Source organism: Pseudomonas sp. CFBP13509 (genome assembly GCF_005233485.1).
Lineage (GTDB): Bacteria > Pseudomonadota > Gammaproteobacteria > Pseudomonadales > Pseudomonadaceae > Aquipseudomonas > Aquipseudomonas marginalis.
The window spans coordinates 386663-407505 of record NZ_QGAA01000003.1 but is presented as its reverse complement, the minus strand read 5'-3'; the positions used below and the strand labels follow the sequence as shown (position 1 = coordinate 407505).

At 61.0% G+C, this 20843-nt stretch carries 21 protein-coding genes; 6 read left to right on the top strand and 15 right to left on the bottom strand.

All coding sequences use genetic code 11. The annotated features are described in order from the left end of the window. Positions 1 to 181: 181 nt before the first annotated feature. From PspCFBP13509_RS07720 to PspCFBP13509_RS07710, 3 genes are read left to right on the top strand one after another with little or no spacing between them, the layout of a single operon-like run. Entirely contained in the window at positions 182 to 1189 is a 1008-nt protein-coding gene (locus PspCFBP13509_RS07720; RefSeq protein ID WP_065926852.1) for a methionine ABC transporter ATP-binding protein, read from the top strand. Next, entirely contained in the window at positions 1189 to 1863 is a 675-nt protein-coding gene (locus PspCFBP13509_RS07715; RefSeq protein WP_065926851.1) for a methionine ABC transporter permease, read from the top strand. Before PspCFBP13509_RS07720 ends, PspCFBP13509_RS07715 begins: the two co-directional genes overlap by 1 nt. 51 nt (positions 1864 to 1914) lie before the next feature. After that, positions 1915 to 2688: a MetQ/NlpA family ABC transporter substrate-binding protein gene (locus PspCFBP13509_RS07710; protein ID WP_065926850.1), complete on the top strand. Its 774-nt coding sequence runs from the start codon at positions 1915 to 1917 to the stop codon at positions 2686 to 2688. A gap of 83 nt (positions 2689 to 2771) precedes the next feature. On the opposite strand, the gene PspCFBP13509_RS07705 is transcribed toward PspCFBP13509_RS07710, so the two are convergent. Genes PspCFBP13509_RS07705 through PspCFBP13509_RS07685 form a run of 5 tightly spaced genes read right to left on the bottom strand, consistent with a single transcriptional unit; the run spans position 2772 to position 6695 of the window. Continuing rightward, on the bottom strand, positions 2772 to 3407 hold the full coding sequence (locus tag PspCFBP13509_RS07705) for an SCO family protein (RefSeq protein ID WP_065926849.1): 636 nt from the start codon (positions 3405 to 3407) through the stop codon (positions 2772 to 2774). After that, on the bottom strand, positions 3404 to 4303 hold the full coding sequence (gene cyoE / locus PspCFBP13509_RS07700; RefSeq protein ID WP_065926848.1) for a heme o synthase: 900 nt from the start codon (positions 4301 to 4303) through the stop codon (positions 3404 to 3406). The genes PspCFBP13509_RS07705 and cyoE overlap by 4 nt, the downstream gene beginning before the upstream one ends. Further along, on the bottom strand, positions 4291 to 5370 hold the full coding sequence (locus PspCFBP13509_RS07695; protein ID WP_098480656.1) for a COX15/CtaA family protein: 1080 nt from the start codon (positions 5368 to 5370) through the stop codon (positions 4291 to 4293). Before PspCFBP13509_RS07695 ends, cyoE begins: the two co-directional genes overlap by 13 nt. 10 nt (positions 5371 to 5380) lie before the next feature. Continuing rightward, entirely contained in the window at positions 5381 to 5965 is a 585-nt protein-coding gene (locus PspCFBP13509_RS07690; RefSeq protein WP_065926846.1) for a hypothetical protein, read from the bottom strand. Beyond that, entirely contained in the window at positions 5931 to 6695 is a 765-nt protein-coding gene (locus PspCFBP13509_RS07685) for an SURF1 family protein (RefSeq protein WP_137211767.1), read from the bottom strand. Before PspCFBP13509_RS07685 ends, PspCFBP13509_RS07690 begins: the two co-directional genes overlap by 35 nt. A 45-nt stretch (positions 6696 to 6740) precedes the next feature. On the opposite strand from PspCFBP13509_RS07685, the gene PspCFBP13509_RS07680 reads away from it, so the two are divergent. Then, the gene (locus tag PspCFBP13509_RS07680; protein WP_016978774.1) at positions 6741 to 6944 is read left to right on the top strand and encodes a twin transmembrane helix small protein; all 204 of its coding nucleotides are present in this window, start codon (positions 6741 to 6743) and stop codon (positions 6942 to 6944) included. Positions 6945 to 6950: 6 nt separating this feature from the next. On the opposite strand, the gene PspCFBP13509_RS07675 is transcribed toward PspCFBP13509_RS07680, so the two are convergent. The 4 genes from PspCFBP13509_RS07675 to coxB are packed head-to-tail and all read right to left on the bottom strand — an operon-like array spanning position 6951 to position 11222. Then, positions 6951 to 7838, bottom strand: a complete 888-nt coding sequence (locus tag PspCFBP13509_RS07675; RefSeq protein WP_027608047.1) for a cytochrome c oxidase subunit 3 — start codon at positions 7836 to 7838, stop codon at positions 6951 to 6953. Between the two features lie 35 nt (positions 7839 to 7873). Further along, the gene (locus tag PspCFBP13509_RS07670) at positions 7874 to 8425 is read right to left on the bottom strand and encodes a cytochrome c oxidase assembly protein (RefSeq protein ID WP_065926844.1); all 552 of its coding nucleotides are present in this window, start codon (positions 8423 to 8425) and stop codon (positions 7874 to 7876) included. Between the two features lie 21 nt (positions 8426 to 8446). Continuing rightward, the gene (gene ctaD / locus PspCFBP13509_RS07665) at positions 8447 to 10036 is read right to left on the bottom strand and encodes a cytochrome c oxidase subunit I (protein ID WP_024072609.1); all 1590 of its coding nucleotides are present in this window, start codon (positions 10034 to 10036) and stop codon (positions 8447 to 8449) included. A 58-nt stretch (positions 10037 to 10094) separates the two neighbouring features. Then, positions 10095 to 11222, bottom strand: a complete 1128-nt coding sequence (coxB, locus tag PspCFBP13509_RS07660; RefSeq protein ID WP_065926843.1) for a cytochrome c oxidase subunit II — start codon at positions 11220 to 11222, stop codon at positions 10095 to 10097. Between the two features lie 367 nt (positions 11223 to 11589). On the opposite strand from coxB, the gene PspCFBP13509_RS07655 reads away from it, so the two are divergent. Further along, entirely contained in the window at positions 11590 to 12237 is a 648-nt protein-coding gene (locus PspCFBP13509_RS07655; RefSeq protein WP_065926842.1) for a hypothetical protein, read from the top strand. Positions 12238 to 12305: 68 nt separating this feature from the next. Here the strand turns inward: PspCFBP13509_RS07655 and PspCFBP13509_RS07650 are convergent, their stop codons facing one another. The 6 genes from PspCFBP13509_RS07650 to PspCFBP13509_RS07625 form a co-directional block, all read right to left on the bottom strand. Continuing rightward, on the bottom strand, positions 12306 to 13853 hold the full coding sequence (locus PspCFBP13509_RS07650) for a SulP family inorganic anion transporter (protein WP_065946461.1): 1548 nt from the start codon (positions 13851 to 13853) through the stop codon (positions 12306 to 12308). Positions 13854 to 13937: 84 nt separating this feature from the next. Continuing rightward, the gene (locus tag PspCFBP13509_RS07645; protein ID WP_027608119.1) at positions 13938 to 14669 is read right to left on the bottom strand and encodes a carbonic anhydrase; all 732 of its coding nucleotides are present in this window, start codon (positions 14667 to 14669) and stop codon (positions 13938 to 13940) included. A gap of 226 nt (positions 14670 to 14895) precedes the next feature. Further along, on the bottom strand, positions 14896 to 15954 hold the full coding sequence (locus tag PspCFBP13509_RS07640; protein WP_065926840.1) for a PA0069 family radical SAM protein: 1059 nt from the start codon (positions 15952 to 15954) through the stop codon (positions 14896 to 14898). Positions 15955 to 16024: 70 nt separating this feature from the next. Then, positions 16025 to 17323: a cytochrome c gene (locus PspCFBP13509_RS07635; protein ID WP_027608121.1), complete on the bottom strand. Its 1299-nt coding sequence runs from the start codon at positions 17321 to 17323 to the stop codon at positions 16025 to 16027. A gap of 12 nt (positions 17324 to 17335) precedes the next feature. Further along, on the bottom strand, positions 17336 to 19120 hold the full coding sequence (locus PspCFBP13509_RS07630) for a GMC family oxidoreductase (protein ID WP_065946460.1): 1785 nt from the start codon (positions 19118 to 19120) through the stop codon (positions 17336 to 17338). A 2-nt stretch (positions 19121 to 19122) separates the two neighbouring features. Beyond that, positions 19123 to 19875, bottom strand: coding sequence for a gluconate 2-dehydrogenase subunit 3 family protein (locus tag PspCFBP13509_RS07625; protein ID WP_027608123.1), 753 nt, complete (start codon positions 19873 to 19875; stop codon positions 19123 to 19125). A 274-nt stretch (positions 19876 to 20149) separates the two neighbouring features. Here PspCFBP13509_RS07625 and PspCFBP13509_RS07620 point away from each other — a divergent pair, with 274 nt between their 5' ends. Continuing rightward, positions 20150 to 20836, top strand: coding sequence for a phosphatase domain-containing protein (locus PspCFBP13509_RS07620; RefSeq protein WP_065946459.1), 687 nt, complete (start codon positions 20150 to 20152; stop codon positions 20834 to 20836). The last annotated feature ends 7 nt before the right edge of the window (positions 20837 to 20843 follow it).

The following is a 20843-nucleotide window of genomic DNA, read 5'->3' as shown; positions in this document are numbered from 1 at the left end:
GTTGCTTAAGTAGTGACTGACACGGTTTTCTGCCGTTCCTTTTTTATGACCTTTGATCGCGTTATTGCCAAATCACTGGTTGAATGCGAAATAAATGCTAAGAAACGCTATACGGACAGGCTAAAATGCGCGCCCGGCTAACCGCTGATCCCTTTTCAATGCGCCCCACAAGGTTCGCTACGTGATCGAGTTTCAAAACGTCCATAAAACCTACCGCGTCGCCGGTAAGGATATTCCCGCGCTGTACCCCACCAGCCTGCGCGTCGAAAACGGCCAGGTGTTTGGCCTGATCGGCCACTCGGGTGCAGGTAAAAGCACGCTGCTGCGCCTGATCAACCGCCTGGAAGAGCCCAGCGGCGGCCAGATCACGGTGGACGGCGAAGAAGTCACCGCCCTGGACGCCAACGGCCTGCGCCGTTTCCGCCAGCAGGTCGGGATGATCTTCCAGCACTTCAACCTGCTGGCGTCCAAGACCGTTGCCGACAATGTGGCCTTGCCACTGACCCTGGCCGGCGAATTGTCGCGCAAGGACATCGACCAACGTGTCGCCGAGCTACTTGCCCGCGTCGGCCTGTCGGACCACGCCAAGAAGTACCCGGCGCAGTTGTCCGGTGGCCAGAAGCAGCGCGTCGGCATTGCCCGCGCCCTGGCGACCAAGCCGAAAATCCTGCTATGCGACGAGGCCACCAGCGCCCTCGACCCGCAGACCACCGCCTCGGTCCTGCAATTGCTGGCCGAGATCAATCGCGAGTTGAAACTGACCATCGTGCTGATCACCCATGAAATGGATGTGATCCGCCGCGTGTGTGACCAGGTAGCCGTGATGGACGCCGGCGTGATCGTCGAGCAAGGCTCGGTGGCCGACGTGTTCCTGCACCCCAAGCACCCGACCACCAAGCGTTTTGTGCAGGAAGCCGAGCAGGTCGATGAAGGCGAGCAGCGTGATGACTTCGCCCATGTACCGGGTCGCATCGTACGGCTGACGTTCCAGGGTGAAGCGACCTACGCGCCATTGCTGGGTACCGTCGCCCGCGAAACGGGGGTGGACTACAGCATCCTCGCCGGCCGCATCGACCGCATCAAAGACATCCCCTACGGGCAACTGACCCTTGCGGTCACCGGCGGTGACATGGAAGCGGCCTTTGCCCGCTTTACCGCCGCAGACGTCCACATGGAGGTGCTGCGCTGATGGACGTTTTCTTGAGTTTCTTCGCCAATATCGACTGGTCCGAAATCTGGCTCGCCACCGGCGACACCATGATCATGCTGTTCGGTTCGCTGTTTTTCACCGTGGTATTGGGCCTGCCTTTAGGCGTGCTGCTGTTCCTGACCAGCCCACGCCAGCTGTTCGAGCAAAAAGGCCTGTACGCGCTGCTGTCGCTGGTCGTGAACATCCTGCGCTCGCTGCCGTTCATCATCCTGCTGATCGTGATGATCCCGTTCACCGTGCTGATCACCGGTACCTCCCTGGGCGTAGCGGGCGCGATCCCGCCGCTGGTCGTAGGGGCCACGCCATTCTTCGCGCGCCTGGTGGAAACCGCCTTGCGTGAAGTGGACCGCGGCATCATCGAGGCCACCCAGTCCATGGGGGCCAGCACCCGCCAGATCATCATCAACGCGCTGCTGCCCGAGGCACGCCCCGGCATCTTCGCGGCGATAACGGTGACGGCGATTACGCTGGTGTCCTACACGGCCATGGCCGGTGTCGTCGGTGCCGGAGGCCTGGGTGACCTGGCGATCCGTTTCGGTTACCAGCGCTTCCAGACCGATGTGATGGTGGTCACCGTGGTAATGCTGTTGATCCTGGTGCAAATTCTGCAAACCGTCGGCGACAAGCTGGTGGTGCACTTTTCTCGAAAATAACGGCCATTGCCGGTCAAAAGCCGGCACATGCCCGAACAAGGAGCTTGTTGGATGAAAAAACTACTGGTTGCTTTCGCCGCCGTTGCCGCGTTTTCCGCCCACGCCGCCGAGACCCTGAAAGTCGCTGCCTCGCCGGTGCCCCACGCGGAAATCCTGGAATTCGTGAAACCTGCCCTCGCCAAAGAAGGCGTGGACCTGCAAGTCAAAGTCTTCACCGATTACGTACAGCCCAACGTCCAGGTAGCGGAAAAGCGCCTGGACGCGAACTTCTTCCAGCACCAGCCATACCTGGATGAATTCAACAAAGCCAAAGGCACTCACCTGGTGAGCGTCGGCGCTGTGCACCTGGAGCCCCTGGGCGCTTACTCCAGCAAGTACAAAAAACTGGAAGACCTGCCTGACGGCGCCAACGTGGTGATCCCGAACGACGCCACCAACGGAGGCCGTGCGCTGTTGCTGCTGGCCAAGCACAACCTGATCACCCTGAAGGACCCGACCAACATCCTGTCGACCATCAAGGACATCACCGAAAACCCGAAAAACCTGAAATTCCGCGAACTCGAAGCCGCCACCCTGCCGCGCGTGCTGACCCAGGTCGACCTGGCGCTGATCAACACCAACTATGCGCTGGAAGCCAAGCTGGACCCGTCCAAGGACGCCCTGGTGATCGAAGGCAATGACTCGCCTTACGTGAACATCCTCGTGAGCCGCGAAGACAACCAGGATTCGGACGCGATGAAGAAGCTGATTGCAGCCCTGCACACCCCTGAGGTGAAGCAATTCATCCAAGAGAAGTACAAAGGCGCGATCCTGCCGGCGTTCTGATCCGACTCGGTCTCCAACACGCTGGAGATCAAAAAATGTGGGAGGGGGCTTACCCCCTCCCACATGTGTTGTGTATTGCCTTGTTACTTGCGCTGCAACAGCCCTGGCAGTTGCGCCACCAGCTTCTGGTTGTTCAACGGCGCACGGATAAAGCCGCGCTGGGTACCATCCGGACCGATCAGCGCCAGGTTGCCGCTGTGGTCGACGGTGTAGTTGGGCTTGCTGGTGTCTGCCGGGATGAACGGGATGCTCACGGCATTCGAGACCTTCTGCACATCCTCCACGTTCGCGCCGGCGAGGCCTTCGAATTGCGGGTCGAAGTAGCCCAGGTACTGCTTGAGCTGGGTCGGGGTGTCGCGGTTCGGGTCGACGCTGACCAGGATTACCTGCAACTTATCCACAGCCTCCTTAGGCAACTCGCTCTTGATCTGGCGCAGTTGGGCGAGGGTGGTCGGGCAGATGTCGGGGCAGAAGGTGTAGCCGAAGAACAGCAGGCTCCACTTGCCTTTCAACTCGTTGACCCGCACCGGCTGGCCGTCCTGGTTGGTCATGCTGACCGGCGGCAGCTGGCGGCTTTGCGGCAGCAGGATGATGCCGGCGTCGATCAACGCGGTAGGGTCGCCCTGGCCCTTGCCCGAGAGCACTTTGTTAACGGTCAGGCCCATGATCAACGCGACGATGGCCACCAGGATAAAGACGGTTTTTTGAGTTCGAGTCATAGGTTCAACAGTAAGTAGTGGTCTACGAGCAGGGCGATAAACAGCAGGAACAGGTACCAGATAGAGTACTTGAAGGTGTTGATCGCCGCGTGCGGCTGAGCGCCACGGTACAGCACCCAGGCCCATTGCAGAAAGCGTCCGCCCAAAACCAGCGCACAGGCCAGGTAGAGCGGGCCGCTCATGTGGATCACATAGGGCATCAGGCTCACCGCCAACAGGGCGAAGGTATAGAGCAGGATATGCACCTTGGTGTAGTGCTCGCCGTGAGTGACGGGCAGCATCGGGATATCGGCCTTGGCGTATTCCTCCTTGCGGTGAATGGCCAGGGCCCAGAAGTGCGGCGGGGTCCAGGCGAAGATGATCAGCACCAGCAACAAGGGTTCGGCGCTGACATGGCCGGTGACGGCAACCCAGCCCAACAGCGGTGGCGCGGCACCGGCCAGGCCTCCGATGACAATATTTTGCGGCGTCGCACGCTTGAGAAAACCGGTGTAGACCACCGCGTAACCGAGCAGCGAAGCCAGCGTCAGCCATGCCGCCAGGGGATTGGTGAACGCCAGCAACAAGGCCAATCCTGCAACGGCTAGAAACAAAGCAAAGGCCAGCGCCGCCACCGGCGACACACGCCCCTCCGCCAACGGTCGCTTATGGGTGCGGGCCATCACCGCATCAATCCGCCGGTCCACCACATGGTTCACCGCCGCCGCGCCACCGGCACACAGGGCTATCCCCAGGTTGCCGAAAACCAGCACCGCCCACGGCACACCGGCGCGGGTGGCGAGGAACATGCCGACCAGGGAGGTGATGAGCATCAGCACCACCACTTTCGGCTTGGTCAGCTCCAGGTAGTCGCGCCAGATCGCCTGGCTGTGGCGCGCGCCGATCAAGGTCGCCATGGCATCTCTCCTTTAAGGGTGATGAGGCCCGATACGTGTTTGCGCGGGCTGAAGCGCCAGCCGAAGGGCAACTGGTGACGCACCCGGACCAGACTGGTGCGGGCGTGGTAATTGACCAGCACCAGGGTCAATAACAACGCTGCACCGCCGGCGTTATGTCCGACCGCAACCGGCAGCGGCAGGTGGAAATACACGTTGCTCAGGCCCAGGCTGATTTGTGCCGCCAGGGCAATCAACAGCAGGCCCGCGAGCCGCGTCATACCCACCGCACGCAGCTGCCAGGCCAGCCCCGCAAGCACCAGGGTGACCAGCACCGCACCGATGCGGTGGGTCAGGTGGATGGCGGTACGCGCGTCGCTGTCGAGTTGGCCGCCAAGGTAATTGGGGCCGATGTGCTGGGTCAGGTGAAAGCCGTTGGCGAAGTCCGCCGCAGGCCACCACTGGCCATGGCAGGTGGGCAAATCGATGCAGGCCACCGCTGCATAGTTGGAACTGACCCAGCCGCCCAAGGCGATCTGGCCGATCACCAGCACCAGACCCGCCGTGGCCCAATATTGCAGGCGCCTGGGCACGATCAACGCGGGCAACACCCCAGACAAGCGCAGGGTCAGCAGGAACAACAGGCTCAAGGTCGCAAAGCCGCCCAACAAGTGCCCCGTCACCACCTGGGGCCACAGCTTCAAGGTCACCGTCCACATGCCAAACGCCGCCTGGGCGAACACCACCATCAACAGAAACAACGGCAGTTTCACTGGCTGGCCCGGATCACGCCGATGGCTCCACGAACGCGCCGCCAACAGCACAATCAACAGGCCCAGGGTGCCGGCGAAGTAGCGATGGGTCATCTCCGCCCAGCCCTTGTCAGCCTCCACGGGCGTATCGGGAAAATGCAATTCGGCATGGGCCAGCTGGGCCTCGCTTTGCGGCACGCTGATAAAGCCGTAGCAGCCCGGCCAGTCCGGGCAACCGAGGCCGGCGTGGGTCAGGCGGGTGTAGGCGCCAAGCAGCACGACGATCAACGCCAGCAAAGTGGCAAACAACGCGAGGCGAAATCCAGGTTTGGCCATGACGATGCCCTTATCCGATGTTCGACAATTTCAACAGGTGGCGCAGGTCATTGAGCAAGTCCTTGCCCTTGACCTTGGCGTCGTAGCGCAGCACCAGGTTGCCGTGAGGGTCAACGATCCACAGTTGCGCAGCGCCCGGCGCGGCGGCGTTTTTGGTGAACGTCGAGAGATCCAGTGAGTAGCGCTGCAATTGCGGGTATTCGGCCTTCAGCTTGGTGTCATAGTCGGCAGCGACCGGTTGCGCACTGGCCAAGGCATGGCTGGCGCGTGAAGCGTCGCGCCCCAGGCCGATCTGCAACTGGCGCGCGAGGTACACCAGTTGCCGGCAATCGGCGGCGCAGGCGCCAGGCGCGGTGACCAGCAACTGCCAGCGCTGTTCATCGGCCTGCACGCCAATATCGGCGCGGGTCTGACCGTTACCGATCATTTCTCCGTGGTAGCTGCGACTGTCCGGCACCCAGAACTGCAGTTTGTACATGAAGGTGGCCAGCACCATCGGACCGATCACCATCAGCAGGATCAGCATCAGCTGCCAGCGGCCTTTGCGCCGATCAGGTACCTCAGACATGTTGAGTGGATTCGTGGCCGTTCCCATGGGGCTTCTCCTTTGTGGTGTGCCATCCGAGGTAGAGGTAAAGAGCCAGTAGCGCCAGGGACATAGCGAACCACTGCACCGCGTAGGCCAAGTGTTTTTCCGGCCCCATCGCAACGATGGGCCAGGTGGTTTCGTACGTGCCGGGGCCGGCTTCGGTGCGCAGCTCATAGGCAAAACCGTTGCGGCCCAGCTCAGCCCACAGCGCGGCGGGGTGCAACGCGGTCAACAGGCGCGGCCATTGCGCGGTCGTGGGGTCCGCATGCAGCTGGAAGGTTTCGCCGGGCGCGACATACACCCAGGCGTCGAGATTTAAAGGCTGATCCGGGGTGGTGAAGACGGGCGGGGTGCGCCGATCCGGCCACGGCAACCAGCCCCGATTGAGCAATAACCACAGGCCGCTGGCCTGGTCATGAAAGGGTTGCAGCAACTCGACACCTGCCTTGCCGTCGCGCATGCGGTTATCCAGCAATACGCTGTGCTCGGCATCGAATTGCCCGCGCAGATGCACGCGGCGAAAGGCCGGGTCCGCCATACCCCCGAGTTGCACACTGCTGATCGGCTCAGCGGCGCGGCGTTCGGCATAGCTGTCCACCAGCAACTGCTTCTCATGGCCGCGCGACAGCTGCCAGACGCCCAAGCCCACCATCAAAGGCAGCAGAATCATCACCACCACGGTCGGTGCGATACCTGGACGAAAGCGTTTCATGGCGCTGGCTATACTTGTTTTCATTGCCCGCCCATCCCCTTAATGCCCACCAACGCCAGGAACCAGACCATGCTCAAAGCAGCCATTGCCCTGATGCTGATCGCGACCGTCGTGAGCCTGTTCAGTGGCCTGTTCTTCCTGGTCAAGGACGAGGGCAACTCCAACCGCCTCGTGACGGCCTTGACCGTGCGTGTGGTACTGGCCGTGATCACCGTGGCATTGATCGCCTGGGGATTTTTCAGCGGCCAGCTGGTATCTCATGCGCCCTGGTAAGTCGCCTCAGAGCACATAGACGAAGAAAAACAGCCCGATCCACACCACATCCACGAAGTGCCAATACCAACTGGCCGCCTCGAAACCGAACTGATGCTCGGCATTGAAATGCCCGCGCAGGATGCGCATCAGCATCACAAACAAAATGATGGTGCCGATGGTCACGTGAGCACCGTGAAAGCCCGTGAGCATAAAGAACGTCGCGCCGTACACCCCCGAACCCAAGGTCAGGCCCAGTTCTTTATAGGCATGGATGTATTCCTCGGCCTGGAACCCGAGGAATGCCAGGCCCAGCAAGACGGTGATCGCCAGCCAGATTTTCAGCGCGCCGCGATGCCCCTTGCGCAAGGCGTGGTGGGCAATGGTGATGGTCACGCTGGAACTCACCAGCAGGATGGTGTTCACCAACGGCAAGCCCCACGGGCTGATGGTGCCCTCCGGCGCGGGATAGAGCTTCGGGTCCGGGTTGTTGAGCAACGGCCAGGCAAACTCGAAGTTCGGCCACAGCATGTGCGCAATGCCTTTGGGGCCTTCGCCGGCCAATGCGGGACCGGACAAATGGCGCACGTAGAACAGCGCACCGAAAAACGCGATGAAGAACATCACCTCGGAAAAAATGAACCAGGTCATGCCCCAGCGAAACGAGCGGTCCATCTGGGCGCTGTACAAACCGGCGCGGCTTTCCTTGATCACTGCACCGAACCAGCCAAACAGCATGTAGGCCAGCAACAGCCCTCCGACGAAAAAGATCCACGGCCCGTGGGATTCAGGGCGTGCCGCCTTCAGGTCGTTGAACCACACGGCCAGGCCATACACGGTGACCAGCATGCCAATCGTGGCAATTATCGGCCATTTGCTTTGCGCTGGTACGTAGTACGTATCATGAGTCGACATGTATTCGCTCTCCTGATTGAGCGGGCAAACAGTAGCTAGCCGCCGGTACGGACAGCCACGGGCGGTTGGCGCGCAGTGATATCAAACAGCGTGTACGCCAGGGTCAAATGCTTCACATCCTTGGGCATGTCACGGTCGACAATAAAACGCACTGGCATCTCGATGCGTTGGCCTGGCTGCAGCACTTGCTGGGTGAAGCAAAAGCATTCGGTCTTGTGGAAATACATCGCCGCTTCGGCGGGGGAAATGCTCGGCACCGCCTGGGCGGTCATCGGCTTGTCAGTGGGGTTGTAGGCCACGAACAGCATCTCGGTGACGGCACCGGGGTTGACCACCACCTCGTCAGCCTTGGAATGAAACTCCCAGACCATGTCGATGGCATTGGTGGACAGGAACTGCACCCGTACCTGGCGCGTGAGGTCGACGACCTGCTCGCCTTCGTACTGCCCGGCCGTCTTGCCGTTGATGCCGAACGCCTTGCACATCACGTCGTAGATCGGCACCAGGGCAAAGCCGAAGGCGAACATCGCTACCACCAGGATCAGCAGGCGGGTAACCAGGCGCTTGAGGGGCACGGAGTCAGCCATGACCACCTCCGCTTACCCTGTTCACTTGACCTCCGGTGGCGTGGTGAAGGTGTGGTACGGCGCGGGCGAGGGCACGCTCCACTCCAGGCCTTCGGCGCCATCCCACGGCTTGGCCGGCGCGGGCGGGCCGCCACGGATGCACTTGATCACGATAAACAGGAAGAAGATCTGCGTGGCGCCAAACATGAACGCGCCAATCGACGAGACCATATTGAAGTCGGCGAACTGCAGGTTGTAGTCCGGCACCCGACGCGGCATACCGGCCAGTCCCACGAAGTGCATCGGGAAGAACGCCATGTTCATGCCCACGAAAGACAACCAGAAATGCAGCTTGCCCAGGGTTTCGTCGTACATGTGGCCGGTCCATTTCGGCAGCCAGTAGTAGGCCGAGGCGAAGATGCCGAAGATCGCACCAGGCACCAGTACGTAATGGAAGTGCGCCACCACGAAGTAGGTGTCGTGATACTGGAAGTCCGCCGGGGCAATCGCCAGCATCAATCCGGAGAAGCCGCCGATGGTGAACAGGATCACGAAGGCCACGGCAAACAGCATCGGCGTCTCGAAGGTCAGGGAGCCTTGCCACATGGTGCTGACCCAGTTGAACACCTTCACGCCGGTGGGCACCGCAATCAGCAACGTGGCGTACATGAAGAACAACTCGCCGACCAACGGAATGCCCACCACGAACATATGGTGCGCCCACACGATAAACGAGAGGAACGCGATGCTCGCCGTGGCGTAGACCATCGACGTATAGCCGAACAACGGCTTGCGCGAGAAGGTCGGGATAATCGAACTGACGGCGCCAAACGCCGGCAGGATCATGATGTACACCTCGGGGTGGCCGAAGAACCAGAACACATGCTGGAACAGCACCGGATCACCGCCACCGGCCGCGCTGAAGAAGCTGGTGCCGAAGTGGATGTCCATCAACATCATGGTCACGCAGCCGGCCAGCACCGGCATCACCGCGATCAGCAGGAATGCGGTGATCAGCCAGGTCCAGACGAACAGCGGCATTTTCATCAAGGTCATGCCGGGCGCACGCAGGTTGAGGATGGTGGCAACCACGTTGATCGCACCCATGATCGAGCTGATGCCCATCAAGTGGATGGCGAAGATGAAGAACGTCACGCTTTCCGGTGCGTAGGTGGTGGAGAGCGGGGCGTAGAACGTCCAGCCGAAATTCGGCCCGCCACCGGGCGTGAACAGGGTCGAGACCAGCAGCAGGAACGCCGCCGGCAGCAGCCAGAAGCTGAAGTTGTTCATGCGCGGCAAGGCCATGTCCGGCGCGCCGATCATCAGCGGAATCATCCAGTTGGCCAGGCCGACAAACGCCGGCATTACCGCCCCGAACACCATGATCAGGCCGTGCATGGTGGTCATCTGGTTGAAAAACGCCGGCTCGACGATCTGCAGGCCAGGCTGGAACAGCTCGGCACGGATCACCATGGCGAACGAGCCGCCGAGCAGGAACATGGTGAACGCGAACCACAGGTACATCGTGCCGATGTCCTTATGGTTGGTGGTCAGCACCCAGCGCATCAAGCCTTTGGCGGGGCCGTGGGCATGGTCACCGGCGTGGCCATGGTCATCGATCACAGCGCTCATGGCCGTTCTCCTGCAAGCGAGTGGGCGGGGCGGTTCGGGGCATACGCAATGAATGAAGTCATTTGCTTTCCGCCTGCTTGATGGCCAGCACGTCTTTAGGCGTGACCATGTCGCCTTTGTTGTTACCCCAGGCGTTGCGCTCGTAGGTCACCACGGCGGCGATATCCACTTCCGAGAGCTGCTTGCCGAATGCGGCCATCGCCGTACCGGGCTTGCCGTGGTAGACGAGGCTCAGGTGACCTTCCTTGGGCCCGGTGGCGATTTTCGAACCCTTGAGGGCCGGGAACATCGGTGGCAGGCCCTGGCCCTCGGCCTGGTGACAGGCCACGCAGGTGGTGTGGTAGACCTTGTCGCCGCGGGCCACCAGCTCTTCCAGCGTCCACTCCTTGGAGGTCAGCTCCTTGAGCTTGGCGGCCTCTGCCTTGCGCTCGCCGAGCCAGGTGTCGTAGTCGGCCTTGGACTTGACCTCTACCACGATGGGCATGAAACCGTGGTCCTTGCCACACAGTTCGGCGCATTGGCCACGGTAGATGCCAGGCTTCTCGACGCGGGTCCAGGCTTCGTTGACGAACCCCGGGATGGCGTCACGCTTGACCGCAAAGGCCGGCACCCACCAGGAGTGGATCACGTCGGCGGCGGTCACCAGGAAGCGCACCTTGGCGCCCACCGGCAGCACCAGCGGCTGGTCGACTTCCAGCAGGTAATGTTCGCCCTTGGTGGCCTGGTTATGGATCTGCTCGGCGGGCGTGGCCAGGTTGCTGAAGAACTCCACGTCCTGGCCCAGGTATTTGTAATGCCACTTCCACTGATAGCCGGTGACCTGGATATCGATATCCGACTCGGTGCTGTCGTAGATATTGATCAGGGTCTTGGTCGCCGGAATGGCCATCGCGACCAGGATCAGCAAGGGCACCACGGTCCAGAGGATTTCCACGGTGGTGCTTTCGTGGAATTTGGCCGCAACCTGGCCCGTAGAGCGGCGATGAAGGATCATCGACCAGAACATCGCGCCAAAAACGACAATGCCGATCACTACACAGATCCAGAAAATGGTCATGTGCAGGTCGAACACAGCGTGACTGACTTCAGTTGCCCCTGGCGCCATATTCGTTGTCCAGGCGGCGTGCGCCTGGCCGAATACCGACCACAACAGGAGGCCCATCCAAACATGTGGATGTCGCGTCATTGCGGGTTCCCCTTATCGTTCTTGTTATCCCGCCGGTTTGCACCTGCGTCGAAGGGAGCGGCTTCCATACTGCTTACAACCGCTTAGCCTTACCTGCTTATGCAGTCTGGCGTCATCAGCTAATCGCGTACAAACCCGAGTATAGACACGCTCTGCAACCCCGCAATGTGTAGGGGCAAATGAGCAAAAATGAGTGGCCAGGCCTAATAAAACCGGGTGCGGAATCGTTTATCCGACCAACGATGGCAATTCGATATAACGCCTGTGCATAACCATGAAATAATTATGACAAATGCGTCTTAGGCGCTCGTATAAACGAGCTACCTTATGCTGTCCCTATTCCTACGCCTGCTTCACTGGAGCCTTCATGAACACCGCCGCATTGCGCGAGCAGATTTCCCGTGCCCATCAACACGAATCCAGCACTGGCCAGTTGGCCAAGCAGCTGGAAGAGCAATTGCCGCACCTGCATTCGGCCATTTCCCTGGCTGATGGCGATCGCAACATTGTCATGACCCGTTTCGTCACGGCCTACATCGATCTCGTGCCGGACCTGCTGGACGCCGCCAACGACGTGGCCCGCGAGGCCGGCATCGAAAGCCAGATCAAGCCAGTGCTGAAAATCGCCGAGCATTTCTTCCTGCAGCCCCCCGCGATCCTGGCCGGCCATGAAGGGCTCGACGGTCTGCTGGACGAGGCTTACCTGGCCCATCGCCTGGTGGAAGAGGTCAACGATTTGTATATCAAACACTTTGGCCGGCCACTGATTCCAGCAGATACCACCGTGGCCAACGTGATTGCCCATCAGTTGATCGGCGAAGCATTCGCCAACCAGCTGGATGAAGCCGTTCATCATGCGGTGGATGAAATGCTCAACGAAGACAGCTTTGCACTGGAGTCTGTCGAAGCGTATCGCGAACAGCTGAAAAGCCCGGCAACGGAAGCCGCGTGGAAGCGCTGGCCATGCCTGTCCCGCCAGCTGGGGGTTGAGTTGGCGTTGGACCAGCCGGCTTAAATCCTGAATTCGACACAGAACGAATGTGGGAGGGGACTACACCCCTCCCACATGTTGATCCGGTTCCGTCAGCCGACTGAGGGCGCCGAGCCGATCCCTGTCGTCATCCTGACCCGGCCTTCGAGCCTGCGCTTCAACCCACGCGCCTCGATCACCAGCCTCGAGCCCTTGGCCGCATTCGCCCGGTCCCATTCCTCCAGCAACTCCAGGCAGGAATGGTCGATATAACTCAGGTTACTCAGCGGTACGTGCACAGTCGTGCCCGGAGGCACCGTCGCCAGCACCCGGGTCAACGCCGGCACTTTCAGAAAAGTCGCCGCACCGGTCAAACGCAGCTCCATTTCCCCCTCCGGGGGCAGGTCGATCAGACTGACTTTCAGGCGCGAGGCCTTGAGCGCCAGCTTGACCAGTGTGAGCCCGAAGCCCACCAGCACACCGGTCAGCAGGTCGGTGAAAATGATCGCCAACGCCGTGGCCGCGTAGGTAAACATCGGCATACGCCCATAACGACCGAGGGCCTTGAAGGCCTTGATGTCCACCAGCTTGATCCCGGTGTACACCAACACACCCGCCAGGCTTGCCACAGGAATGCTTTGCAGCACGCTCGACAGCAACAGTACGAACCCCAACAGCCATACGCCATGGAACATGGCTGACAACCGCGTGGTGGCACCGGCCTGCACGTTGGCCGAGCTGCGCACGATCACACCGGTCATCGGCAGAGCACCCACCAGGCCGCACAACATGTTGCCCACGCCTTGGGCGGACAATTCCTTATCGAAATCGGAACGCTGGCCGCTGTGCATGCGGTCGACCGCTGCCGCAGAGAGCAAGGTTTCGGCACTGGCGATAAACGCCACCGCAAACGCAGCGATCAACAACTGAGGGTCAGCCAGGTTCAACAGGTCGCTGGGACGCAGCCAATCGATGGCGTCGGCGAGGTTCTCCGGGACTTCCACACGCTTGACCTGCAGCGCCAGCACCAGGCTGGTCACCGTTGCCAGGCCCACGCCCAACAGGGCTCCGGGCACGAAACGCAGGGTTTGCGGACGGAATTTATCCCACAGGTACATCACCAGCATCGTCGACAAACCGAGCAATCCGGCCTGCCAACCCAGTCCGCCGCCCAAGGTAGGAATCGCCTGCACCAGCGCGGCGGGGAAGCCCGCCAGGTTATCCAGCCCGGAGGGCTTGGGCGCACCGTCGAGCATCACATGGATCTGCGATAGCACAATCAATACGCCGATCCCCGCCAGCATCCCGTACACCACCGCCGGCGCCGTGACGCGGAACCAGCAGCCCAGGCGCAGGCGCCCGGCCACCAGTTGCAGGAAGCCGGCCAGCAGCAGGATCGGCCCGAGCATCAGCATCCCATGCTGGCGCACCAGCTCGAACACCAATACCGCCAGCCCCGCCGCCGGGCCGCTGACCTGCAGCGGCGAGCCCGCCAACCAGCCCACCACCAGGCCACCGATAATCCCGGTGATCAGGCCCTTGGCCGGCGGCATGCCGGACGCGATGGCGATCCCCATGCACAGGGGCAGGGCGACCAGAAACACAACCACGGAGGCGAGCAGCTCCCGTGGCAATACAGCTTTCAATTGAGCAGCACGCATGATGGCTCTCCCGAGGTATTCGCCGGGCGCGGCAAAGCCTGGCTGCATCCATGGCAGCCACCGCTTTACCCGGCAGGGAAGTGTTTAGAAGCGCGCTTTAGGCGTCGCGGAAGGAATCGGCCCTTCGCCGCTTAACGGTCGGAATGCCGACTGATCAGCATCGTAGGCTCGAATTTCACTGGTCTCGATGTTGTAGATCCAGCCGTGAATAAACAGCTGACCGTTGGCCATGCGCGACGCCACCGAAGGATGGGTGCGCAAATGCTGCAGTTGGGCGATGACGTTTTCTTCGGTGAGCACTTTCATGCTCTCGCCTTCGTTGGCACAGTCGCAATTGTCCTCGACCATGGACTTGGCGACTTCGGCGTGCCGCAGCCAGGCCCTTACCGTTGGCATCTTCTCCAGGCTGGCGGGGTTGAGGACCGCGCGCATGGCGCCACAATCGGAGTGCCCGCACACGATGATGTGCTGCACGCCCAGGGCCAGTACTGCGTACTCGATGGCAGTGGAAACACCGCCGTTCATCTGCCCATAAGGCGGCACGACGTTACCGACGTTGCGGGTCACGAACAGGTCGCCGGGAGAGCTTTGGGTAATCAGCTCAGGCACGATGCGCGAGTCGGCGCAGGTAATGAACATCGCCCGCGGGCTCTGGGCCGTGGCGAGTTTCTTGAAGAGTTCTTCCTGCTGAGGGAAGACGTCGTGATGGAAATGCAAAAAGCCGTCAACGATGTGTTTTAGCGCTGCATCGGCAGACTCTGCCACCTGAGGGGCTGAAGCCGACGCAGCCAACGGCTGTTTATCCTTGTCACTCATGATTCATCCTCTTGATTAATGCAGGGGAGTTTTCAGGTCAGTTCGACGCCAGGCCAGTGAAATAGTTGTAAAAGCCACCAACCAGACTGCCGACTCATCAGTCACTCGCTGAACAAGGTAACCACCGAAACTTAACTCAAACTGAATGAACCGCTCTAGATCGCGGGTTTCAGTAATGTCAAAACGCGACTATTCCTACAGGAACGGTGCATTCTGCCTTTTCAGTCTACAACAATGCCATCTGTCTGCCCGGTGGACAGAACGCCGTGCAATCCAGATTGAAGCCTTCTCTGCGATCGAGCCCCAGGCGTTTGATCGCCTTGCTGAAGCGCTGGGCCAGCAGGTCGGCAAACGGCCCCTCGCCCCGCATGCGGACGCCGAACCGACTGTCGTAGACCTCACCACCGCGCACCTGGCGCACCAGGCTCATCACATGGGCCGCACGCTGCGGGTAATGCGCCGCCAGCCACTCTTCGAACAGCGGCGCCACCTCCAGCGGCAGGCGCAACATCATGTACGCCGCACTCTGCGCACCGGCGGCATGGGCTTCGGTAAGCAGGCTTTCCAACTCGCTGTCGTTGATCATCGGGATCATCGGCGAGCACAGCACGCCCACCGGGATGCCCGCCTCGCGCATCACCCGTATGGCCCGCAACCGTGCCTTGGGCGCGGCGGTGCGCGGCTCCAGGATGCGCTTGAGCTCATCATCCAGGCTGGTGAGACTGATCATCACCGCCACAAGGCGTTGCCTGGCCAGCTCCGCCAGCAGGTCCAGGTCACGCAGGATCAACGAGCCCTTGGTGATGATGGTGACCGGGTGCCGATAGCGCAGCAGCACTTCGAGGGTTTGCCGGGTGATCCTGTACTCACGCTCGATAGGCTGGTACGGGTCGGTGTTGGAACCCAGGTTGATCGGTGCACACACATAGCCCGGCTTCGACAACTGCTGTTCCAGCACGTCGGCCGCATTGCTCTTGGCGATCAGCCTGGTTTCGAAATCCAGCCCCGGTGACATGTCCCAATAGGCATGACTGGGCCGTGCATAACAGTAAATGCAGCCATGTTCGCAGCCACGATAGGGATTGATGGAGCGGTCGAACGGCAGGTCCGGAGAGTTGTTGCGGGTGATGATGGTCTTGGCCGTTTCGATGCGCACTTCGGTGCCCTGGGTCGGCGGCACTTCCTGGTACCAGCCGTCGTCCTCGGCCACGCTGACGGTGGGCGCAAAGCGGTTGTGCAGGTTGGTGGCCGTGCCCCGACCACGGGGCGGCAGCGGAGTAGACATGAAAGCGCCTCGATACTGTTTTTATATACAGTATCGAGGCGCGAGGTTCCTGACCAGTGCCGTCTGGCGGTCAGTGCTTTTGTGTGACCTGCCCCAGGTCATCGCCCGAGGTGGTGCGCATGTCGTTCTTGCGCAGGTCGGCCACGTCACTGGCTTTCACTGCGGCACCCTGGTTACCCCAACTGCCACGGATGAAACTGACCACATCCGCCACTTCCTGGTCCGACAGGCGCCAGGCGAACGCCGGCATGGTAAAGGTCGACGGCGCCGTGTGAGTGGCCGGCAACGTGCCGCCGTTCAACACGATGTTGATCAACGACGTGGCGTCCGCAGTCTGCACCACCGGGTTGCCCGCCAACGCCGGGAACACCCGCGTGTAACCATGGCCATCGGTACGGTGGCAGGCCGCGCAGTTGTCGATGTACACCGAGGCGCCGGGCTTGCTGTCATCGCCCTTCCACAGCGCCTCGGCCACCTGCTTGTCATACTGGTGCGGCTGGTCCTGCGGGTCCACCGCCGGCAGGCTCTTGAGGTAACGGGCGATAGCGGTCAGGTCGTCCTGGGACATGTACTGCATGCTATGCACGACCACGTCGCTCATACCACCAAATACCGCGCTGCGATCACTGCGACCGGTCTTGAGGAATTGCACCAGCTGCGCCTCGCTCCAACTGCCGAGGCCGTCCTTGTGGTCACCGCGCAGGCTCTTGGCGATCCAGCCTTCCAGTGGCGCGCTGCCGGACAGGAAGGCCTTGCCGTCAGTCGCGCTCAGGGCTTTTTCCTGCATGGTCAGGGCGCGTGGTGTATGGCACGCGCCACAGTGGCCAAGGCCTTCCACCAGGTAGGCGCCACGGCTGATCACCGGGTCTGCGTCGGCCACGACAGGCTTATCCACCACCTCAGGGGCAAACATCCAGCGCCACGCCGCCAGCGGCCAACGCATGCTCAACGGCCACGGAATGTCGCTGTCCTTGTTCACCTGGGCGACCGGTTCCACGCCCTTCATGAAGTACGCATACAACGCCTGCATATCGCTTTCGCTGACACGCGCATAGGACGGGTAGGGCATCGCCGGGTAAAGCGTACTACCACTCTTGGCGACACCGTGACGCACGGCCTTGTCGAAGTCCTCGAAGCTGTAGTCGCCCAGGCCGGTCTTGTCCGGGGTGATGTTGGTGGAATAGATCACACCGATGGGGGTTTCCATCGGCAGGCCACCGGCGAACGGTTTGCCGCCCTTGGCGGTGTGGCAGGCCACGCAGTCGCCGGCGCGGGCCAGGTATTCGCCCTGCTTGATCAGGTCGGTTTCGGCGGCACTGATCGAGCAGCTGCTGAGCAGGGCAAACGTCGCGATAACAAATGCTTTCATGGTCATCGCTCCTTATGCCTGAACCAGCGGGCCGGGGTTTTTCAGGTACTGCTCGCGGATCGCCCGGGCCGACCAGTAAGTCAATGCCGCCACCAGGCCGGTAGGGTTGTAGCCCAAGCCCTGTGGGAAAGCGGATGCGCCGGGGACAAACACGTTGTGCACATCCCAGCACTGCAAGTAGCGGTTCAGCGCACTGGTCTTCGGGTCGGTCCCCATGATCGCGCCACCGTTGAGGTGGGTGGTCTGGTAGGACGCGGTGTTGAAGTGCTCACCGACTTTTTTGCCCAGCACGGCTATCGCCTTGGGGTTCATCGCTTCGGCGACCTTGCCCATTTTCTCAACCATGAAGCGGTTCATCTTGATGTCGTTTTCCTGCCAGTCGAACGTCATGCGCAGCAACGGCAGGCCGTAGGCATCACGGTAGACAGGGTCCAGATCCAGGTAGTTACCCCGGTAGGATTGATGGGCACCGTGAGCATCCATCGACACCTGGTGGGTGTAGTAATCGGCGGTGGCGCGCTTCCAGGCACTGCCCCAGGCCGGAGTGCCGGGCGGGTTGGACGTACCGGCAATCGGCCGGCTGCCGGCCTGGTTGACCCACATCGGCGAACCGCCCACAAAGCCATGGGGCCCGTGATCGAAGTTGTCGGCGTTGAAGTCATCGATGGCCACGCCATTGCCGCCGGCACCGATAAAGTTGTTGGTATGGGTGTCCTTGTCGAAGAACGCCTTGATGGTGGCCATGTTCTGGTAGGCAAAGTTCCTGCCCACCACACCCTCATTGGTCATCGGGTCGTAAGGCTTGCCGATGCCCGACAGCAGCATCAGCCGCACGTTGTGGAACTGGAACGCGCCGAGGATCACCAGGTCTGCCGGTTGTTCGCACTCTCGGCCCTGGGCGTCGATGTAGGTCACGCCGGTGGCCTTGCTCTTGGTGCTGTCCAGATTGACCTTGAGCACGTGGGAGTTGGGCCGCAGCTCGAAATTCGGCACCTGGCGCAGCGCCGGCAGGATGTTCACGTTCGGCGAGGCCTTGGAGTACATGTAGCACACGTAGCCGCTGCAAAAACCGCAGAAGTTGCACGGGCCCATCTGCGCGCCGTAGGGGTTGGTGTAAGGTCCCGAGGTATTGGCTGACGGCAGGTTGTAGGGCTTGTACCCGACGCTGGCGGCGGCTTTCTGAAACAGCTGTGCGGAGACTGTGTTCTTTTGCGCTTCCAACGGAAACGGGTTGGAACGGTCCGGCGCATAGGGGTTGCCGCCACGACCTTCGCCCACCACCTGGCCTTTCACGGTCCAGGCCTGGCCTGAGGTGCCGAAGACTTTTTCCGCATAGTCGAAAAACGGCTCCAGCTCTTCGTAGCTCACGCCGAAGTCCTGGATGGTCATGTCCTTGGGAATGAAATGCTTGCCGTAGCGTTCCTCGTAATGGCTGCGCATGCGCAGTTCAATCGGATCGACACGGAAATGCACGCCCGACCAGTGCAAGCCCGCACCGCCCACGCCGTTACCCGGCAAAAACGCGCCGAGCTGACGGTTAGGCAAGGCAACGTCATTCACGCTATGGCGAATCGTCACCGTCTCCTTGGAGATGTCCTGGAAGAGTTTTTTACGCACGCTGTAGGTCAGTTCGTCGATGACCTGGGGATAGTTGCCGTCCGGGTAAGTGTCCTGCATCGGGCCGCGCTCCAGCGCTACCACGTTCAGCCCGGCTTCCGTCAGCTCCTTGGCCATGATCGCGCCGGTCCAGCCGAAGCCGACAATCACCGCATCCACTTTCTTCATGATGGTCGCCACGTTTATGCCCTCTCGCCGCGGATGGATACTGCCGGGAAGGGGTACTGCTCGTTGCGTTCCACCCAGTCCATGAAATCGGCGCGGGCGCCGGGGAAGCCAATCATGGTCCAGCCGACCATGCCTTTGTTGCCACCATGGATCGGGTCGCAGAAGAAGCCTTCCTTGGTGTTTTGCAGCAGCAGGTTGAAGAACATCTTCGGCGGCACCGCGTCAAAATGTGCCGTAACCTCACTGCCGCCCGCCTCCAGGCGCCGCAACATATCGTCTCGGGTAGCGCTGTCTTGCGCAGCAAAAACTTTGCCGTTGAACGCCTTCGACCAGGCATCCGTCGCGGCAATACCCAGGCGATAGATGTCCTTGGGCACCAACTTGCTCTGCCAGCCCATCTCCGGTGGCGCATCGGCATTAAACGGGCCTTGCATGAACCACAGGGCACCGCTGGCGTAAGGCGTGTTCATCTGCCGGTCGATGTACTCCGGCGCGCCAGCTTCCAGGGCGCCGGGGCCTTGGGCATCGGCCGGGATCAGACGCTCGACGGCAGCGTTGATAAACGCCCATTCCTCGGCAGTGAAATAGCTTGGCTCGTAGGCTTTTTCGCTGGCCGCAGGCTTGGCTGGCGCAGCCTCGACCGGCGCAGGCGTCGCCATCAGCATCGAACCGCCAAGGCCGGTGCTGGCAACCGTGACCACCGGGATCAAGGTCAAGGATTTGCGTAGAAAGTCACGCCGGGGGTTGTCTTGATCTTGATCAGACATGGTGGCACCTCATCATGTGGTCACGGGGTTATCAGCCGCTTCTAGGGAGTGGCTTGGCGTTGTCGGGCGGCGATCTGGATCCAGGTGATCCAGGGAGATAGAGCGCAGCGCGCAAACAATAGTTACAAATGATAGCAGCCTAAGCATCGAGAGAATCGCTTCAGCGACTAAAGATTGAGGATTCACGATTCTTTGACGCACACCTCACACCTCCTTGACCCGCCGTGACCGACTCTGGGCGCTATCAACCACTCCCTATAGGGTGACGTCGCCCATGTACAAGCATCATTGGTTGCCAGCCCTGGGCCTCGCGTTCATGGCACTGTTCACCACAGCTTTTGTTCGGGCCGATGACGCTACGTCCCTGCGTTCTCCAGAATGGGCGCAGCCAGTGGGCGACCGCTACAACCTGCATCAAATGACGCCCACGCTCTATCGCAGCGCATTGCCGGATAGCAAGGCAGCGCCGTTGCTGGAACAGCTCAAGATCGGGACCGTGATCAACTTCCTGCCCGAGTCCGATAGCAACTGGCTGAAGGCGCCAGGCATCCGTCAGGTTCAGTTGAGTTATCGCACCAACCATGTGGATGACTCTGACGTGCTGGCGGCACTCAGGGCGATCAAGGAAGCGGAAGCTGACGGCCCGGTGCTGATGCATTGCAAGCACGGCTCTGACCGCACCGGCCTGATGGCGGCGATGTATCGCGTGGTGATCCAGGGATGGAGCAAGGAGGATGCGCTGAACGAGATGACCTTGGGCGGTTTCGGCACCAGTAACGGCTTCAAGGACGGCGTTCGCTACATGATGAGGGCCGATATCGACAAGTTGCGCACAGCCTTGGCGAATGGCGATTGCAGCACCAGCGCGTTTGCCCTGTGCTCAATGAACAGCTGGCTGAACCCGGCGAACAAGGATCACGAGCCCGCCGAGGAAAAAACCGCACTGCTGGTCACCCCCTGAGACGCAC

Bases quoted from the DNA above. Each gene is read 5' to 3' on its own strand.
- PspCFBP13509_RS07715 (WP_065926851.1), top strand. From the start codon at position 1,189: ATGGACGTTTTCTTGAGTTTCTTCGCCAATATCGACTGGTCCGAAATC.
- PspCFBP13509_RS07710 (WP_065926850.1), top strand. From the start codon at position 1,915: ATGAAAAAACTACTGGTTGCTTTCGCCGCCGTTGCCGCGTTTTCCGCC.
- PspCFBP13509_RS07705 (WP_065926849.1), bottom strand. From the start codon at position 3,407: ATGACTCGAACTCAAAAAACCGTCTTTATCCTGGTGGCCATCGTCGCG.
- cyoE (WP_065926848.1), bottom strand. From the start codon at position 4,303: ATGGCGACCTTGATCGGCGCGCGCCACAGCCAGGCGATCTGGCGCGAC.
- PspCFBP13509_RS07695 (WP_098480656.1), bottom strand. From the start codon at position 5,370: ATGGCCAAACCTGGATTTCGCCTCGCGTTGTTTGCCACTTTGCTGGCG.
- PspCFBP13509_RS07690 (WP_065926846.1), bottom strand. From the start codon at position 5,965: ATGGGAACGGCCACGAATCCACTCAACATGTCTGAGGTACCTGATCGG.
- PspCFBP13509_RS07685 (WP_137211767.1), bottom strand. From the start codon at position 6,695: ATGAAAACAAGTATAGCCAGCGCCATGAAACGCTTTCGTCCAGGTATC.
- PspCFBP13509_RS07680 (WP_016978774.1), top strand. From the start codon at position 6,741: ATGCTCAAAGCAGCCATTGCCCTGATGCTGATCGCGACCGTCGTGAGC.
- PspCFBP13509_RS07675 (WP_027608047.1), bottom strand. From the start codon at position 7,838: ATGTCGACTCATGATACGTACTACGTACCAGCGCAAAGCAAATGGCCG.
- PspCFBP13509_RS07670 (WP_065926844.1), bottom strand. From the start codon at position 8,425: ATGGCTGACTCCGTGCCCCTCAAGCGCCTGGTTACCCGCCTGCTGATC.
- ctaD (WP_024072609.1), bottom strand. From the start codon at position 10,036: ATGAGCGCTGTGATCGATGACCATGGCCACGCCGGTGACCATGCCCAC.
- coxB (WP_065926843.1), bottom strand. From the start codon at position 11,222: ATGACGCGACATCCACATGTTTGGATGGGCCTCCTGTTGTGGTCGGTA.
- PspCFBP13509_RS07655 (WP_065926842.1), top strand. From the start codon at position 11,590: ATGAACACCGCCGCATTGCGCGAGCAGATTTCCCGTGCCCATCAACAC.
- PspCFBP13509_RS07650 (WP_065946461.1), bottom strand. From the start codon at position 13,853: ATGCGTGCTGCTCAATTGAAAGCTGTATTGCCACGGGAGCTGCTCGCC.
- PspCFBP13509_RS07645 (WP_027608119.1), bottom strand. From the start codon at position 14,669: ATGAGTGACAAGGATAAACAGCCGTTGGCTGCGTCGGCTTCAGCCCCT.
- PspCFBP13509_RS07640 (WP_065926840.1), bottom strand. From the start codon at position 15,954: ATGTCTACTCCGCTGCCGCCCCGTGGTCGGGGCACGGCCACCAACCTG.
- PspCFBP13509_RS07635 (WP_027608121.1), bottom strand. From the start codon at position 17,323: ATGAAAGCATTTGTTATCGCGACGTTTGCCCTGCTCAGCAGCTGCTCG.
- PspCFBP13509_RS07625 (WP_027608123.1), bottom strand. From the start codon at position 19,875: ATGTCTGATCAAGATCAAGACAACCCCCGGCGTGACTTTCTACGCAAA.
- PspCFBP13509_RS07620 (WP_065946459.1), top strand. From the start codon at position 20,150: ATGTACAAGCATCATTGGTTGCCAGCCCTGGGCCTCGCGTTCATGGCA.